16 protein-coding genes are annotated in these 15,472 nt (G+C 69.1%); 4 read left to right on the forward strand and 12 right to left on the reverse strand.

Annotated features, from left to right (window positions below; translation table 11 throughout):
* Positions 1-39: 39 nt before the first annotated feature.
* The 3 genes from JK358_RS27975 to JK358_RS27985 all read right to left on the reverse strand — a co-directional run bounded on the left by JK358_RS27975 (position 40) and on the right by JK358_RS27985 (position 2,107).
* A complete protein-coding gene (locus JK358_RS27975; protein WP_232852016.1) occupies positions 40-510 on the reverse strand; it encodes a GNAT family N-acetyltransferase in 471 nt (156 codons plus the stop codon).
* 376 nt (positions 511-886) lie between these two features.
* Entirely contained in the window at positions 887-1,405 is a 519-nt protein-coding gene (locus tag JK358_RS39480) for an oxygenase MpaB family protein (protein ID WP_232852017.1), read from the reverse strand.
* A gap of 90 nt (positions 1,406-1,495) precedes the next feature.
* Positions 1,496-2,107: a GNAT family N-acetyltransferase gene (locus JK358_RS27985; protein WP_201953228.1), complete on the reverse strand. Its 612-nt coding sequence runs from the start codon at positions 2,105-2,107 to the stop codon at positions 1,496-1,498.
* 91 nt (positions 2,108-2,198) lie between these two features.
* On the opposite strand from JK358_RS27985, the gene JK358_RS27990 reads away from it, so the two are divergent.
* Positions 2,199-3,089, forward strand: a complete 891-nt coding sequence (locus JK358_RS27990) for a TetR/AcrR family transcriptional regulator (RefSeq protein WP_201953231.1) — start codon at positions 2,199-2,201, stop codon at positions 3,087-3,089.
* Here JK358_RS27990 and JK358_RS27995 read toward each other — a convergent pair.
* The 3 genes from JK358_RS27995 to JK358_RS28005 all read right to left on the reverse strand — a co-directional run bounded on the left by JK358_RS27995 (position 3,010) and on the right by JK358_RS28005 (position 5,466).
* Positions 3,010-3,447 (reverse strand): nitroreductase family deazaflavin-dependent oxidoreductase, encoded by a 438-nt coding sequence (locus JK358_RS27995; RefSeq protein ID WP_201953234.1) that lies wholly within the window; start codon positions 3,445-3,447, stop codon positions 3,010-3,012. The genes JK358_RS27990 and JK358_RS27995 overlap by 80 nt on opposite strands.
* Before the next feature lie 81 nt (positions 3,448-3,528).
* A complete protein-coding gene (locus JK358_RS28000; RefSeq protein ID WP_201953236.1) occupies positions 3,529-4,398 on the reverse strand; it encodes an alpha/beta fold hydrolase in 870 nt (289 codons plus the stop codon).
* A gap of 69 nt (positions 4,399-4,467) precedes the next feature.
* Complete coding sequence (locus JK358_RS28005) at positions 4,468-5,466, reverse strand: polysaccharide deacetylase family protein (protein ID WP_201953238.1); 999 nt, start codon at positions 5,464-5,466, stop codon at positions 4,468-4,470.
* Between the two features lie 112 nt (positions 5,467-5,578).
* On the opposite strand from JK358_RS28005, the gene JK358_RS28010 reads away from it, so the two are divergent.
* Positions 5,579-6,913 (forward strand): putative glycoside hydrolase, encoded by a 1,335-nt coding sequence (locus tag JK358_RS28010; RefSeq protein ID WP_307817775.1) that lies wholly within the window; start codon positions 5,579-5,581, stop codon positions 6,911-6,913.
* Here the strand turns inward: JK358_RS28010 and JK358_RS28015 are convergent.
* Positions 6,849-8,120 (reverse strand): DUF5933 domain-containing protein, encoded by a 1,272-nt coding sequence (locus JK358_RS28015; RefSeq protein WP_201953240.1) that lies wholly within the window; start codon positions 8,118-8,120, stop codon positions 6,849-6,851. The two genes, JK358_RS28010 and JK358_RS28015, sit on opposite strands and share 65 nt — an antisense overlap.
* A 264-nt stretch (positions 8,121-8,384) precedes the next feature.
* Here JK358_RS28015 and JK358_RS28020 point away from each other — a divergent pair, with 264 nt between their 5' ends.
* A complete protein-coding gene (locus JK358_RS28020) occupies positions 8,385-8,864 on the forward strand; it encodes an arsenate reductase ArsC (protein ID WP_307817776.1) in 480 nt (159 codons plus the stop codon).
* Positions 8,865-8,868: 4 nt separating this feature from the next.
* On the opposite strand, the gene JK358_RS28025 is transcribed toward JK358_RS28020, so the two are convergent.
* From JK358_RS28025 to JK358_RS28040, 4 genes are read right to left on the reverse strand one after another with little or no spacing between them, the layout of a single operon-like run.
* A complete protein-coding gene (locus tag JK358_RS28025; protein WP_232852018.1) occupies positions 8,869-9,402 on the reverse strand; it encodes a hypothetical protein in 534 nt (177 codons plus the stop codon).
* On the reverse strand, positions 9,399-10,535 hold the full coding sequence (locus JK358_RS28030) for a hypothetical protein (protein ID WP_201953243.1): 1,137 nt from the start codon (positions 10,533-10,535) through the stop codon (positions 9,399-9,401). Before JK358_RS28030 ends, JK358_RS28025 begins: the two co-directional genes overlap by 4 nt.
* Before the next feature lie 39 nt (positions 10,536-10,574).
* Positions 10,575-10,979: a FixH family protein gene (locus JK358_RS28035; protein WP_201953245.1), complete on the reverse strand. Its 405-nt coding sequence runs from the start codon at positions 10,977-10,979 to the stop codon at positions 10,575-10,577.
* Entirely contained in the window at positions 10,976-12,373 is a 1,398-nt protein-coding gene (locus JK358_RS28040) for a DUF8832 domain-containing protein (protein ID WP_201953247.1), read from the reverse strand. The genes JK358_RS28035 and JK358_RS28040 overlap by 4 nt, the downstream gene beginning before the upstream one ends.
* 169 nt (positions 12,374-12,542) lie before the next feature.
* On the opposite strand from JK358_RS28040, the gene JK358_RS28045 reads away from it, so the two are divergent.
* Positions 12,543-13,901 (forward strand): serine hydrolase domain-containing protein, encoded by a 1,359-nt coding sequence (locus JK358_RS28045; protein WP_232852019.1) that lies wholly within the window; start codon positions 12,543-12,545, stop codon positions 13,899-13,901.
* Here JK358_RS28045 and JK358_RS28050 read toward each other — a convergent pair.
* Positions 13,898-15,463, reverse strand: a complete 1,566-nt coding sequence (locus JK358_RS28050) for an adenylate/guanylate cyclase domain-containing protein (RefSeq protein WP_201953249.1) — start codon at positions 15,461-15,463, stop codon at positions 13,898-13,900. The genes JK358_RS28045 and JK358_RS28050 overlap by 4 nt on opposite strands.
* Positions 15,464-15,472: the final 9 nt, after the last annotated feature.

Here is a 15,472-nt window from a genome sequence, read left to right on the forward strand (position 1 = left end):
AGAAATACCTGGTGTTCCCCCCGAGAAGGCAGAAGAAGGTCAGACCGATTCGACCGGAACCGGCTGAGCCAGGGTGAAGTTCATTTCCGGACCGTCCCGCCCGATGCGCACCGTGCGCTGTACTTCGAAACCGAATGCCGCGTAATAGGGGACATTCGCGTCCTTGCAGATTCCGCAGACCGGAGCCTGCTGCGCACTGCCCTGGGCGAGGACCCAGCGGACCAGTGCCCGGCCCACGCCCGCGGTGCGTTGCAGGCTGGGATCGGTGCCGAGATACACGAGGAAATGGTGTGGTTCCCGCGGTGCGACCTCGGCGTTGGCGGCATCGATGGCCAGGCCGCGGACGGTGGCCCGCGGACCCATGGCCCATAGCAGTTGTGGACCCGAGATGGCTTCTCGCCACAGGGTTCTGCGGTAGCCCGCGGGGTACCAGAGCAGGGCTCCGGCCACCTTTCCGTCGAGGTCGGCCACGGCCGCGCCGCCGGACGGCAGGAAGCGGTGGCGAATCATGATCCGCAGCATGTCCCGGGACCGGCGGTGCCGGATCTCGGGGTCCGGGAAAACGTACTCCTCTATTGGATCGTCCGTCGCGAAAGCGTCTGCGACGACCTTCACAATCGCGTCGATATCGTGCTCGGTCGCGCGCCGGATAACCGGTACAGCCGACTGCGCCAAAACGGTCCCTCTTAAACATTCGTACCCGAGTGCCCGGCCTCGGTGCCGGGTCGCCCAGCTGCCCTACTGGACGCTAGCCTGAAACAGGCTACTGGACAGTAGGTTACACGCCGACGTCATTCTCGCCACCCGAAGATTCTTGTGGCATATGCCAATTCGCCACACTATTGCCTGCCGATGGACCATCGCCTATGGTTGCGCGATCGTGCACTCAGCCCAAAGAGCCCAGGATGTCCTGGGATTCGAGCAATCCGACGTCGCTCGGCGCCGCGCCCTCACCGAAGACGCGGCTGTGCTGTTTCGCTCGTAGCGAAAGGTGTGCCTCGGCGGGTTTGTCGAAGCCGTAGCGCCCTCGGGCGTCGTGCGGCGAGACGACCTCGCGCGTCACCGGCGGCACCTCGAGCAGAATCGGCCGCACCACCGGAAAGGTCATGGGTGAAAGTAGTTGCAGTAAAAGCAGTTCCGCGCGCCGATTCAGGTGGATGACGCGAAAGGCGAGCTTCAGCCACAGCGGCCCGTACTTCTCGTAGGCGTAGAGAATCGAATGCCAGGCCGTCAGATGAATCCACAGTTGCGAGGCCGGATCGTTGGCGTCGTAGGGCTGCCCGCTGTACGGCTCGGTCCCGATGGCCTTGGAGTGAATCTTGTCCACCGCCGCCACCAGCGCCGGATCCAGCTCCTCATGCGGAACTCCTTTCGGAGCCGGGGTGTCGGCGGTGTGCGCCACCATCGGTGACGCACCTCCGCAAACAGTAGTAGGACTCACTCGCGGCGAGCGTGAACTCGGCATCGCCCGCCGACGCGGTGTCCGGCCTGCCGGTCAGCCGCGGAACCACATGGGGCGCAGGGTGGGGCCGCCGTCGGGCAGTGCGATGGGCGTGCCGGTGTGCGCGAAACCGCAGCGTTCGTAGAGGCGGGCCGAACGTTCGGTGCTGGCCTCGAGGTAGGCGGGCAGGCTCGGTTCGGCTTTCATCCGATCGGTGATGATGGCCGCGCCCGCGCCCTTCCCGCGATGCTCCGGCAGTGTCACGATGACGTGCAGGTAGCGGTGCGGGAATTCGGTCGGATGGTGTGCGGCGGTGGCCGCCGTGACGGTGGCCATCCGGCGGAAGGGGCGCGAGTCCGGGAACTGCTCGGCCAGTTCGCGGAGCTGCGCGGCCTCGGCGGTCGCGCGGTCGAGCGAACTCACCTGCTGCCACAGCGACACCGCCCAGATCTCCGATTCGGTGCCCGCGAGCCAGATCTCGTCCTCGCGCAGCGCCTTGTCGATCAGCTCGGGGATGTATTGCGCCTTGTACTGCTCGGCGATCTCGTCATCGCCTTCCATCACCCAGTTCGTCACCACCTCATCGGCTCCCGCGAGGGTGAACACCCGGGCCACCTCCGCGGCCTCCGACAGCTCCGCGCGACGAACCACCAACTGCGTACCCATGACTGCCTCCCTGTTCGTGAACACCGTTCCGACAGCCAAAGTAGGAGCCTGAAAGCACGTTTACGACAATTTCGTCACACTGGGGAGTGTGATGAAATCGGGAACTCCCTGCACGGTGTGCGGGGAGACGATCGACCAGCCCGGCCGGGGCCGCAAGCGCAGCTACTGCTCGCGCGCCTGCCAGGCCCGCGCCTACCGCGCCCGGAAACAGCCCGCGCCGACGCGTCGGCCCGCCCGCCCGGAGCGCCTGACCACGGTGGGCATCATCCGCGCCGCCGTCGACCTGGCGGATCGGTCCGGCCTCGACGGGCTCACCATGCGGCGGCTGGCCACCGAACTCGGCGTGGCCACCGCCGGGCTGTACCGGCGCTTCCCCGACCGTGACGCGCTGCTGGCCGATATGGCGGAGTACGTCATCTCCGCCAATGAACCGGCAGCGGTCACCGGCGACTGGCGAGCCCGCCTGGGCGCGGAGGCGCGGACGGAATGGCAGCTCTACCAACGACATCCGTGGATGCTGCCGGTCCTGGCCCGCTCCCGCCCGCCCCTGGGCCCGGCGCTGCTCGATGTCCTGGAGCGGTCCTTCGCGGCGCTGGACCATCCCGCGCTGGACCGGGACACCATGCTCACGATCTATCTCGCGGTCTCCGGTCTGGTGCAGGGCCTGGCCCTGCTCCCGGGCGCGGAACGCGGATACCTCGGCGAGGACACCGGCGACCACCGCCCCGAACGCGTCCAATTCGACAGTGGCGCAACCGATCCCCTCGAAATGCTGAGCCCGCGGGCGCACCCGACCCTCACCCGGCGCTTCGCCGACGCCGCGGCCGGTTTCGACCTGGACCTGGACCGCCTGCTCACCGACTGCGTCGACCTGCTGCTGGACGGCATCGCCGCCCGGCACTTCAGTGCGTCGCCAGCCGAACCACCGGATACTCCCGACGCGCCTTGCTCTGATACTTCTGATAGCGCGGCTGCGCGGTGATGATCTGCTTCCACGCCTGCTCCCGCTCGGACCCGCCGAGCGTCGTCGGCGTCACCGCCACCGGCTGCTGCCCGTGCAGCTCCACCGCCGTCCGATCCGGATGCGCCTCCAGATTCCGATACCAGTCCGGATAGCCGCTGCCGCCCCCCGAGGCCACGATCAGCCAGTCGTCACCGTCGGCGAACCAGGACAGCGGCGTCTCCCGCTCCTGTCCGGTGCGCCGGCCCACGGTGTGCAGCACGAGCATGTCCATTCCCCAGAACTGCCCGCCCTTACGCCTGATCCGAGTGGTGGTGCGGGCGTTCATCGTTCGCTGCCACCACAGCGACAGGGCTCCACGCTTCCTGTTCTGCGACATCCCAACCTCCGTTTCCTGGATCCGCTCTCCCTCCGACGGTAGGTCCGGCCCCTCGGCCAGCGCTTCTCGATTCCTGATCGGTCAGCTCAGGTTCGCGACGAACTCACGCATGGCCGCGGCGCATTCCGGGGCGTGGGTTTCCAGCAGCAGGTGACCGCCGTCGAAGACGTGGATCTCGAGCTGGTCGACGGTGCGGGCGTAGCCCATGATCTCCGCGAGATCGAAGAACGGGTCGTGGCGGCCCCACAGCACCAGACAGGGCGGCTTCCAGGTGCGGTGGTAGTCGGCCAGTTCGTCGAAGCGGGCGACGTGGGTGGCGTAGTCCTGGAAGAGCCGGAAGTGGGCGTCGATGACGCCGGGGCGGGTCATGCGCTCCCAGTCCAGATGCCAGGGCTCGGGTGACTGGTAGGGCAGGACGCGGTCGGGCAGGCCCTCCAGATACTGGTAGCGGGTGCCTTCGAAATTCAGCCATTCGGGCAGGCGGGCGCGGTTCTCCTCGGACGGGTCGGCCCAGAAGTCGCGGCTGGTGTCCCACTGCGGGCCGAGCCCCTCCTCGTGGGCGTTGCCGTTCTGCACGATCAGGCCCAGGACCCGTTCGGGATGCCGCGTGGCGAGGTGGTAGCCCACCGGAGCGCCGTAGTCGTGCAGGTAGACGAAGAACTTGTCGACGCCGATCCGGTCCAGGAGAGTTTCGATGGCGTCGGCCTGATGGGCATAGGTGTACTCCCACTTCTCGGGGTCGGGCGCGGAGGAGAAGCCGAAGCCGGGCAGATCGGGAGCGATGACGCGGCTCACCTCGCCCAGCGGAGCGAGCACATTGCGGAAGGTGTGGGACGAGCTCGGAAAACCGTGCAGCAGTAGGACGCACGGCTGGTCCGGGGTGCCGGTCTCGCGGTAGAAGATCTCGAGTCCGTCCACGTCCAGGGTGTGATGACGTGGTTTGACGTGCATGGCGTTCACCTCCGAGTGGGATCCGGGTCGGTATCGGGGTGCCCGGGCCCGGCCGGAAGTAACGCGGGATCAGTACGGGTTGGCCTGCGCGGTCCAGCGGGCGGTCAACTCGGCGGTGCGGGCGCGCGGGAACGAGATTCGGGTGCGGTCGCCGTCGGAGGTGTAGCGGTCGGCGGGGGCGGCGGCGAGTGCGTCGAGCCAGTAGCCGGAGGTGAAGGGGATGTCGTCGCGGCCGGAACGGATGCGCGGCACGGCCGTGAGGTCGACCTGCCCGAAGGGGGAGGGCGCGGGATTGGAGCCGACGAGCATGACGGCGTCGAAGGCGTAGGCGGTGCCGTCCCAGCTTCCGGCGGTGGACAGGGCCTTGTCGGCGGGCGAAATACCAAGGGGGAGAGCCAGTGTGCGCACCGGCCGCCCGGTGGCGGCGGTGATGGCGCGGATGTTCTCGACCAGTTCGCGCTGGACCCCGGCGCTGTCCAGGCGGGCCAGGTTGGCGTGGGTGGCGGTGTGCGAACCGATCTCGTAGCCGTGCGCGGTCAGCCAGGGCAGGGCGCGGGCGTCGTTCGCGAACGGCTCGTTGTTGACGAAAAACGTTGCGGTGGTGCCGAAATCGGGGTGCTGGGCGCGGAACTGCTCCAGGATGGCGACGGCGGTGTCGGGCACGGGCGCGCCGTCGGGGGTGAAGGCGACCTGGCTGGTGGTGGAGTCGTCGAAGGTGAGCACCACCGGATGCGTGCCCGCGGGCAGGTCGAACTCGCCGGATGCGTACTGGGACACCGTGATCGGCCGGTAGTTCTCGCGGTACAGCCGATCCAGTTCGGCGCGGAACTTCTCCGGCGTCTGGTCGTATTCGCCGAGTCCCGTCCGGTCGACCCGGTGGTACATGAGCACCGGGACCTGGCCCAGTTCGTTCGCGCCGACGGCCGCCGGATCGGGTGGCGGCGTGGTCGTGGTGACCGCGGCGGCCGGGGTGGCGGCGGTGGGTTCGGGGGATCCGCAGGCGGCGGCGAAACACAGCAGGAGTACCGACCCGGCGGTTCGCAGGGTCGTGACCGCGATCTTGGCCATTCGCCGAACTCTACTGTCGTCCAAGCTGTTACGGAGAAGAGTCGTGAAGATCGCCCGGCGGGCGTGCCGGAGGTTCATAGTGGGGAGACTTCGAACGAGAGATGGTGTGCGCGTGCTGAAGAGGGTCCCGCGTGCCGGTCGATTGCGCCTGATCGTGGTGGCGGTCGTCGCGGTGGTGGCGCTGGTGGTGGCCGGGGTCGTGGTCGGAATGGTGCGGGGCAAGGTGGTGGCCGCACCCGATACCGAACCACCCGCACTCGAGATCGATCCGCTACAACCGGTGCACTCCTATCGCGGTCCGGTCACGGTGCGCGGCAAGGCGTCCGGGGCCGCGACCGTCACCGCCGACGGCGTCACCGCGCAGGTCGGTGCGGACGGGGTCTTCGAGCTCACACTGCCCGCGCCGCCGCTCGGCACGACCATCGTCGCCACCGACGCCGCGGGCAATGCCACCACGCTGCCGCTGGCCGCCACCGTGCAGGTGCCGCGCATCCGGGCCGTGCACGTGACCGCGCACGCCTGGTCCTACGAGCCGCTGCGCGAAGGCGTGCTGGATCTGGCGCGCCAGGGCCGCATCGACTCCGTGCAGCTCGACATCAAGGACGAGGACGGCGTCGTCGGCTACGACTCCGAGGTGCCGCTGGCCCGGGAATCGGGAGCCTCCGCCGGTATCTACGACGCCCGCGAAGCGCTGAAGACCCTGCACGACATGGGATTGCGGGTCATCGGCCGGATCGTCGCCTTCCGCGACGCCACCATGGCCGAATGGGCCTGGAATACCGGCCGCCGCGACTGGGTGATCCAGAATCCCGGCGGCGGACCGTACTCCAGCAAGTACGGCGCCATCGCCTTCACCAACTTCGCCAGCCCCGAAATGCGGCAGTACAACATCGATCTCGCCGTCGAGGCCGCGAAACTCGGCTTCGACGAGATCATGTACGACTACATCCGGCGGCCCGACGGTTCGATGTCGAGCATGGTCTTCCCCGGCCTCACCGATACGCCGAGCGCGTCCATCGCCGAATTCCTCAGGGAGAGCCGCGATCCCGTACGGAGTGCGGGCGCGTTCCAGAGCGCGGCGGTGTTCGGCATCGCCTCCACCCGCCCCGACGAGATCGCCCAGGACATCCCGGCCATGTCCAAGCATCTGGATTACGTTGCGCCCATGCTGTATCCGTCGCACTGGGGTTCGGGCGAGTACAACGTGTCCAATCCGAACGCCCAGCCCTACGACATCATCTTCGCCTCGCTGGTGGACTTCCAGAAGCAGACGGCCGGCACCGGAGCCACCGTCGTCCCGTGGCTCCAGGACTTCAGCCTCGGCGTCAGCTACGGCGACGCCGAGGTGCGCGCCCAGATCGACGCCGCCGCCGCGCAGGGCATCAACTCCTGGATCCTGTGGAATCCATCGGTGCGGTATCACGGCGGGGCGCTGGATCCGGCGTGAACCAGGTGACATAGAAGGTGTAGCTCAGCACGGCCAGCGCGCCGAGCAGGGCGATGCCGAACGGAATCGGATTGTGCGCCATGGTCATGGCGAGATAGCGGGAGGCGATCAGCACGCCCGCGAAGACCGCGATGCCCATGGCCACCACCCGGATCCGGGCGGTGTCCCAGCCGCGATCCGGATCCCGCAGCGCGGATTCCACCGTCAGGCACAGCGCCGCGCCCGCGATGAGGTCGACGCCGTAGTGCGCGCCCAGGCCCAGCGTGGCCAGCAGCGTGCACACCAGCCAGAACGCGCCACCCCAGCGCAGCCACAGCGGCCCGCGCCGGGAGTGGATGAACAGTGACAGCGCCCACGCCGTGTGCAGCGACGGCATGCAATTGCGCGGCGTGATGGTGTCGAACGGCATGGCCTCCACCGAGGACGGCACCGGCGGAACCACATTCGGCCACACATCGGCCAATTCGTAGCCCTGGCCCCACGGTCCGAACGCCAGGATCGGGCCCACCACGGGGAAGAAGACGTACCAGATCGGCCCGATCAGGCCGAGGGTCAGGAAGGTGCGCACCAGATAGTGCCGCGGCCACGCCGCGATCGTCACGTGCCGCAGCTGATAGGCCGCCACCACGATCGCCGCCACCGGCAGTTCGAAATACACCCAGCGCACGATGTTCAGCGGCACCGGCCCGGCCGCCTCCAGCGCGTGGCCGACCACCCAGGACGGATTGCCCAGCGCCCGATCGGCCAGCTGCACATACGGATCCAGCACCATGGGCCGCGCCCACGCGGTGATGTCCAGCCAGATCTCGCCGACCTTGGTCGCCAGGATCAACAGCGCCCCGAGTGCGATGGCGTGCAGGGCGGTGCGCCGCCGCTGCCCGGTCCAGCGCAGCGCGACCAGAGCGGCCATGACGGTGAGCACGATCGCCGGACCGTTTCCGACCGTGAACTTCTCGCCCTCGACGGCCCGGACAGCGACGTACACCACATCCAGTGCCACAGCAGCCGAAACGGCTATGACTCGCTCCCGCATGGTGATACCGACCAGTGCGAGCAGGAAACCGGCCCACGGCGTGGTCGCCGATTTCGGCACGCCCGCATAGTCGCGCCACAGGCTGGTGAGCGGACCGAGGGCATTCAGGTGTGCGGCCATGATCTCCCCACCGACCAGGGCGAACACCGCCGCCACGGCAGCGGTCCAGAGCATCCAGGGCGGTAGCCGACGCGGTTGTTCGAATTGGCTCCCCACGGGCCCGGCCGGTGGGCCCGAGCTCCCTCTCGCGTCGTCGACAAGCATTCGGACATCGTAAACAGGACTTGAACGTGATATCACCGGCCGATGAACAGCGGCTCGCAATCGGACACACCGAGGCCGGGTCTCGTCCTGCCGGATCGGGCCGACCGGCATATCCTTGATGTGCTCATGGGGGAGAACGCCGATTCAGGCGCAGGCGGTGGACGGAGAGTGCTCATGACCGAACACCATGTCGGCACGGTGCCGGCCGAGGTAGGGGACGACGCGCTGGACTTCGCGCCCAGCGGCCCGGCGGTGCTGTTCGTGTGCACGCACAACGCGGGACGCTCACAGATGGCGGTGGGGTTCTTCAACCATCTGGTGGGCGACCGGGCGATCGGGCTCTCCGGTGGCTCGCAACCGGCGGACGAAGTCAATCCGCTGGTGGTGTCGGCCATGGCCGAGCGGGGGATAGATATCGCCGCGGCCTCGCCGACACAGTGGACCGATGAACTGCTGCAGGCCGCGGACGTGGTCATCGATATGGGTTGCGAGGACACCGATCCGCTCATGTTCGGGCATCGCTTCGAGATGTGGCCGCTGCCGGATCCCGCGGATCAGGGTATGGACGAGATCCGGCGGATCCGTGACGACATCGAGCAGCGGGTGCGGCGACTGGTCGTGAATCTCGCTCTGCCCGTGCGGGATCGGGCCTGAGCGCCTACCTCCGCAGCGGGTGGGTGCGCCGCCAGGCGTAGCCCAGGAACACCACCAGGCCGATCAGCGGCAGTGTGCTCAGCGCCCAGCTCAGCGCCAGCGGCGGACCGGGCTGCTCCAGCACCGCCAGATCGCGCAGCTCGCCGGTGGCCTCGCCCTGCGGGCCGTCGATGGTGAAGCGGAAGGTCCAGGTGCCCTGCTTCTCCAGCGATCTCACATCCAGGCCCCACACTTCGCGTTTACGCGGGTGCCGGGACAGCGGCTCACCCCTGTAGGCGCGGCCGTCGGGCTGGATCTGCACCAGCTCACCGGATTTGCCCTCGATGCCCCCGTCCGGTGTGAACGTGAAATCCAGGGATTGCATTGCCCGCAGCGGCCATTCGCTGAATCCGACGGTGAGAGCGTAGGGCCCCGCCTGCACGTGCTCGGTGTGCACGATGGTGACCGGCTGATAGGCCGCCGCCGTACCGGCCGAGGCCACCAGCAGTCCGAGCACCGCGAAAAGCGCTGCGGCGACCACGGAAAGACGGGCGATCATGCGCGAACCTCCTGGGCGGCAGCGGATTCCGGTGCGGCCAGGCGCAGCATGCGGCCGAATCCCCAGCCGAGAATGCCGCCGGCGCAACCGAACAGCGTGGCGAACAGGGCGGTGTTCACGATGACCTCCACCACCAGGGGCCGCGAACCGTAGATGAGATCGGTCTGGAAGGGCGCGCACAGCGCGATCACCGCACCACCGAAACCGCCTGCCAGCGTGGGCAGTACGCGGGCGGTGGGCCGAGCCCGGCGCAGCAGCAGGTCCAGCGCAAGGCCCAGCGGGATCAGCACCAGCGGAACCAGGGCCGGGGTCACCGGGATCCCGCGCAGGTTGTCGCGCACCGGCAGGCCGACCGCGTCGGCGTAGACGTGCGCGGCCCACGGCGCGAACCACCAGAACACGCCCTGTACGACACTCGCGGTCATGGCCACCAGGGTCGCGCCGAAGGCGCGGAATGCCGCACCGGTGACCAGCAGCATGAGCGCCATGAACGCCGTCACCACGGTCGTCCAGCGCACCGTCCCGGCATTGAGCTGCGAGACCGCCAGCGCGGTCACCGTGCTCGAGACCAGCAGCAGGCCCAGGCTGAGCGGTGTGCCCAGCGCGCCCCAGTGGTGCGCGCGGGCCGAGGCGAAGACGATCACCGAGCCCACCGAGGTGAGCGTGCTGGACAGGAACAGGCCGATGTGCGGCGGCGAGTCGATGACCGCGTCGAAGCCGTAGATGGTGTGCCACCACAGATCCCACAGCCCGTACAGCAGGAAGGCCGCCGCGCCCAGGCTCGCGACGAGGTATCCGAGCGGCGCGGTGAACGCGCGCCCGAAGACGCCGATACCCGGCCCGCCCAGTTCCGGATCGACGGCGCGGCCCGCCCGACCGGCCGCCGTGGTGCCGAGAATGACTGCCAGCGCGGTGAATCCGGCGATGGCGGCACTGGCGTAGATGAACAGATGGGGAACAGTGAAGAAGGTGTCCGGTCCGACATCGGCGTGCCACTGGATGTCCCAGGTCGCGCCGACGGCCCAGATGATGTTGGCGGCGAACAGGATCGACGCGGGCACCCACGGCTGCACGACGATGTTCGAACGGGCCACCGGGGCGGTGACGCCGTCCCCGGATGCGGTGAGATCCATTGCTGCTCCTGACTTCTCTGTGCGGCCGGTGCCGCGAACTCAGCCGGCCCGAACGGCGAAGGTGGCCCGCCCGGTGCCCGCCGGGCCGGACAGGTCCACCGCGATCTCCCACTGGCCGGGCATGGGCAACTCGACCGTCGCGCGATAGCGCCCGACCTCGACGGCGTCGGCGGTGGCCGGTGGCACGGCATGGCCCATCTGCGGCATGGCGGGCTCGACCACCACCTGCTCCGGTGCGACGGGATTGCCACTGCGGTCGGTGATTTCGAGCTCGACCGGATTGTCACCGGTGCGTGCCGCGCCGTCGCCGACGGTCATCCGCACCAGGTACGGCCCGGCCGTCATCTGTGGCGCGTCCTTGGTGGCGTTCGGCCACAGCCACCACGCCGCCATCACCGCGATCACGGCGAGGGCGACCGCGAGAACCCCTCGTCGCAAGGTCATTTCAATCCTTCCGCTCGGACTTCGACCGTGGCGGGCACAGTCAGCACGGAGTATGCGCGTTCGGCCTGGGCCCAGACCAGGTATCGGCCGGGCTGCGGAAACGTATGGGTGAACGACACATCCGGGCCGTAGGCGGCGACCGTCTCGTCGGGTGCCTGTGCGCCCGGCGCGGGCGGCGGCGGCATGGCGTGCGCGTGCACCCAGATGGGAGCGGCGGCGGCCGCCGTGCCGGTGGCTGTATCGGCGGGCAGCGGGCCGACGGCGATGAGATGGCCGATCATGCCCAGCCAGGGTTGGAGGTCCGCGTTGCCGCCGAAATGCGCTGTGAGAGTGCCGGGTTTGCCCGCGATCAGATCGGTGGTGGTCACCTCGCCGGTGCCGGTGCCGGTGCCGGTGGTGGTGATGGGGATGGGGGAGGTGGCGGGCGGCGGCGCGCCCGAGCCCGATGTGTCGGCGACCCGCAGCGCCGAGCGCAGCAGTTGGGTGCCGCCACCCCGGCGCGCGATCTCCGCGGCGAAGGCGTAGTCACCGGATTCGCTGAACGGCAGTCGAACTCGATACTCGCCGGGCGCGACCCGGATCGGGTGCCGGTGCCAGAAGCGGCCGGAGGGACCGACCACCATGAGGTGCAGCAGCGCGTCATCGTGCACGAGCAGATCGTCGACCGGTCTGCCGGTGGCGGCGTCGGTGAGCGACAGCGCGACCTCGGCCCCGTCGCCCCGCACCGTCCAATTCACCGGTGGGCGTGAGTAATCCGTGGTCAGAGGAAGCTCCCGTTCCGGGTACGGCGTGCCGATATTGCCGGAGGTCGGATCGATCAGCGTGCCCGCGGCGCGGGGTGCGGGAGCCTGGCCGGAGAGCACGGACCCGGTGACGCCGACCGCCACCGCCGCCACCATCGCCCCCACCGGGAGCAGGGTGATCCGGCCGCGCCTGGCGGTCAACGCGGTGCCGAGCGACACCACCAGCAGGACGCCCGCCGCGAAGAAGCCACCGTAAGCGGCTTTCTCCCAAGGCATTACGAGCGGGGCCGCGACCAGGAAGGGGATGCGCGCGGTGCGCTCGCCGTCGGCGACGGTCAGTTCCCACGGTCCGGCGGCGTCGACCCGCAGCAGTGCCGGATAGATCCCGGTGCGATCGGTGAGATCGACTGCGGCCGAGACGCTCTCGCCGACACGATCGGTCGGCAGTGCGGTCAGCGTGAGCCTGCCGGGTGGCGAGCCCTGATGGTTGACGATCTCCACCCGCAGCGGGCCGGGCACGGGTTCGGCGCGGCGGATGATCACCGTCAGTTCGCGATCACCGAGGGACTGCGCCACCATGAGATCGGCTCCAGCCGCCACGCCGTCGGCGCGGGCCGGGACTCCTGCCAGCAGAAATACTGCGAACACCACGGCCGCGAGCACGCCCGCCCGGCGGCACCTGCTCCGGAGGCGAATTGTCGACGGCGGCTGCACTGTTCCGAACCTACCGAAAATCCGTGACCGCGCGTATCGACCGACCGCACAACATGTTTTCGATGCGAACGACTGATAGCCTGCCACCGTGCGAGGGAGGGAACCCATGGGGGGAATGCGCGCGGTTCTGCTGTCGGTGGTCACCATGCTGCTCGCGGTCGCCGCGGCCGCGCCGCAGGCATCCGCCGATCCGATCGATCCGCCGTTCGGTGAAAAGCGTTGTGCCGTAAGCAGTGGACGCGCACCGGAGACCGCGACACCGGAGGAGGTGGGCCTCAATCCACAGCTGGTGGCCGACGCCGTCGCCTTCGCCGCCGCTCGCCAGCGCCTCGACGTCCAGATCTATCGCAACAACTGCCTGATCGCGGTGGGCCCCACCCACGATCGCGACGGCGGCACCGCCTGGAATCTGTGGAGCGCCACGAAGGGCGTCGTCTCCCTCGTCGCGGGCGCGGCCTACACCGACGGCCTGCTCGATATCGACGCGCCCATCGACCTGTACCTGCCGCACGGCCTCGGCGATATCCAGCATCGCGGCATCACCGTGCGCGATCTGCTCACCGAAACCTCCGGGCTGCGCAACTCGGTGATCGCCGAGGGCCTGACGCTGCCGGTGGATCCGGATATCGTCGCCCAGGCCCTGGCCGTGCCCTTCGCCTTTCCGCCCGGCACCAAGTCCACCTACTCGCAGCGCGCCGTGGACCTGCTCGTCTACGTCGTCCAGCGGGCGGTGGGCGTCGACTTCCAGGACTACGCGCAGCGCCGCGTCTTCGGGCCGCTCGGCATCCAGGCCGGCGACTACCACTGGGCGCGGGACAGATCCGGCAACACCTACGGCTACGCGCACCTGCTCATGCCGCCCGACGACTTCGCCAAACTGGGCCTGCTCACCCTCAACGACGGCAGCTGGAACGACGAGACCGTCATCTCCGCCGACTACCTGACGATGGCCCGCACCGCCGACCGCCAGCAGTGCTACGGCTTCCTGCTGGCCCTCGGCGGCAACGACTGTTCCGGCGACTTCGACGGCTACCCCGGTGAGATCACCGCCATGGCCGGCTGGCTCCTCCAGACCAACTACATGATTCCCGAACTGGGCCTGATGGTTTCGTGGACCGGCCTCGGTGGCGGCACCCCCAGCCAGGGCATCGCCGGCGCCCTGGAAGACGACGGCGAACTCCAGCAGACCTTCTTCCGCATGCTCGGCGACGCCCTCGGCCTGCCCCCGACCGCCCCCCGCGCCCCCTCCCCGGAAGCCTCCGCGCTGCCCGACCTCGGCAAGCTGGTGGATACCGAAATCGCACTGGGCGCACTGGGAATCGGCCGCGCGGCCTACCCGGGCTGCTCCGTCATCGCCTGCCTGGGCCACACCCTCGGCGCGCCGCTGAGCGGCTGGCCACTCGGCTGCTTCATCCAGGTCTGCATCCCCGCCATCCCCACCGCCCCCGCCATCCGCGACCGCTAGGTTCGCGGGCGGGCCAGCCTGGTCTCGCGCAGCCGCCCGCGCAGTAGCACCGATTCGCCGAGTTTCCAGTTGTCGCTTTCCTTTTCGCGGGCAGTCTGCACCGCGCCCGCGGCCGCCAGCACCCTGCCCTCGTCGCGTTTGGCGAGTTCGCACAGCCGTGCGGCCTCGTTCACCGCATCGCCGATGACGGTGAACTCGTAGCGGCTGTGCGCGCCGACGTTCCCGGCCACCACCCGTCCGGCCGCGATGCCGATACCGGCGTCCAATTCGACTGTCGCGGTGGACAATCGGCGGCGGATGGCGCGGCTTGCCGCCAGTGCGGAGCCCGCGAAATCGGGCAGCGGAGCGGGGGTGCCGAAGATGGCCAGGGCGGCGTCGCCCTCGAACTTGTTGACCAGTCCGCCGTGTCGCTCCACCTCGTCGACCACGATGCCGAAGAACTCGTTGAGGGTTGCTACGATTTCGGGGGCGGGGCGGGTGGCGGCCATGGTGGTGGAGCCGATGATGTCGATGAAAAGGGCTGCGGCCTCGACCTCTTCGCCGCCGAGTTCCGGATTGCGGGCCAGCGCCGCCGCGGCCACCTCGTCGCCGACATGGCGGCCGAACAGGTCCCGGATCCGCTCGCGCTCCCGCAATCCCGTGACCATGTGGTTGAAACCGCTTTGCAGTTCCCCCAATTCGGTGCCGTCGTACACGGTGACGGCGACCTCCAGATCGCCGTCCTCCACCCGCCGCATGGCATTGCGCACGCCGCGGATCGGCGCGACCGCCGCCGAGAGGGTTTGCATCATCAGCAGCAGCCCGAAGACGAGGGTGGCCCCGCCCAGCGACAGCACGCACACCGCGAGACGTTCCATGCTCACGTCCATCCCGGACAGCGCCAGCACCGCGATGGTCATGAGCAGCGCGATCGGGGTGCCCGACCCCAGCATCCACACCAGCAGCGACCGCCCGAACACGCCCAGCCCGCGCCGCCGCCGCGTGGCGCCCGCCGTGAGCACCCGCGCGGTCACCAGCCGCAGCGCGAACTCGGCGATCAGATAGCTGTTGGCGCACACCACGATCGCGCTGAACCCGATGCCCAGCATGAGTTTCGGCACGAACACCGCGTCGTGCAGCCCGTACAGCGGCGTCAGCACCGCCATGCCGCCGAACCACAGCAGCGCCTGCTGCACCACCAGCTTGCGGGGCACGCTGGTGGCGGCGGCCTGCTCGGCCTCGGTGGGCACCCGGTCCGGATCGGTGGCCCAGCGCAGCGTGCGGATACCCCACACGGTGCCGCCCGCGAATCCGGCCAGCATGGCCGCGCTCACGTAGATCGGGGTGGCCACGAAGTTCAGCCACACCAGCTCGCGGGTGAAGATGGTCGGTCCGGGCAGCACCACGCCGATCAGCACCGCGGCCACCGCGACACCGGTCAGATTCGCCAGCAGCAGCGGCACGGTCAGCAGCAGCTGCAGACGCACCCGCCGCGTCATCGCGCCCTCGTTCGCGGGCCCGAGCAGACGCGACCCGAACGGGGCGGCACCCAGTGCGGCGGACGTCACATCACGGTCGACCATGATCGAAGC

Source organism: Nocardia acididurans (assembly GCF_016741815.1).
In the GTDB taxonomy this organism is placed as follows: domain Bacteria; phylum Actinomycetota; class Actinomycetes; order Mycobacteriales; family Mycobacteriaceae; genus Nocardia; species Nocardia acididurans.

What these genes read in the sequence shown, in the direction of transcription:
- JK358_RS27975 (WP_232852016.1), bottom strand. Translation starts at nt 510, where the DNA reads ATGATTCGCCACCGCTTCCTGCCGTCCGGCGGCGCGGCCGTGGCCGAC.
- JK358_RS39480 (WP_232852017.1), bottom strand. Translation starts at nt 1,405, where the DNA reads ATGGTGGCGCACACCGCCGACACCCCGGCTCCGAAAGGAGTTCCGCAT.
- JK358_RS27985 (WP_201953228.1), bottom strand. Translation starts at nt 2,107, where the DNA reads ATGGGTACGCAGTTGGTGGTTCGTCGCGCGGAGCTGTCGGAGGCCGCG.
- JK358_RS27990 (WP_201953231.1), top strand. Translation starts at nt 2,199, where the DNA reads ATGAAATCGGGAACTCCCTGCACGGTGTGCGGGGAGACGATCGACCAG.
- JK358_RS27995 (WP_201953234.1), bottom strand. Translation starts at nt 3,447, where the DNA reads ATGTCGCAGAACAGGAAGCGTGGAGCCCTGTCGCTGTGGTGGCAGCGA.
- JK358_RS28000 (WP_201953236.1), bottom strand. Translation starts at nt 4,398, where the DNA reads ATGCACGTCAAACCACGTCATCACACCCTGGACGTGGACGGACTCGAG.
- JK358_RS28005 (WP_201953238.1), bottom strand. Translation starts at nt 5,466, where the DNA reads ATGGCCAAGATCGCGGTCACGACCCTGCGAACCGCCGGGTCGGTACTC.
- JK358_RS28015 (WP_201953240.1), bottom strand. Translation starts at nt 8,120, where the DNA reads ATGCTCTGGACCGCTGCCGTGGCGGCGGTGTTCGCCCTGGTCGGTGGG.
- JK358_RS28020 (WP_307817776.1), top strand. Translation starts at nt 8,385, where the DNA reads ATGACCGAACACCATGTCGGCACGGTGCCGGCCGAGGTAGGGGACGAC.
- JK358_RS28025 (WP_232852018.1), bottom strand. Translation starts at nt 9,402, where the DNA reads ATGATCGCCCGTCTTTCCGTGGTCGCCGCAGCGCTTTTCGCGGTGCTC.
- JK358_RS28030 (WP_201953243.1), bottom strand. Translation starts at nt 10,535, where the DNA reads ATGGATCTCACCGCATCCGGGGACGGCGTCACCGCCCCGGTGGCCCGT.
- JK358_RS28035 (WP_201953245.1), bottom strand. Translation starts at nt 10,979, where the DNA reads ATGACCTTGCGACGAGGGGTTCTCGCGGTCGCCCTCGCCGTGATCGCG.
- JK358_RS28045 (WP_232852019.1), top strand. Translation starts at nt 12,543, where the DNA reads ATGGGGGGAATGCGCGCGGTTCTGCTGTCGGTGGTCACCATGCTGCTC.
- JK358_RS28050 (WP_201953249.1), bottom strand. Translation starts at nt 15,463, where the DNA reads ATGGTCGACCGTGATGTGACGTCCGCCGCACTGGGTGCCGCCCCGTTC.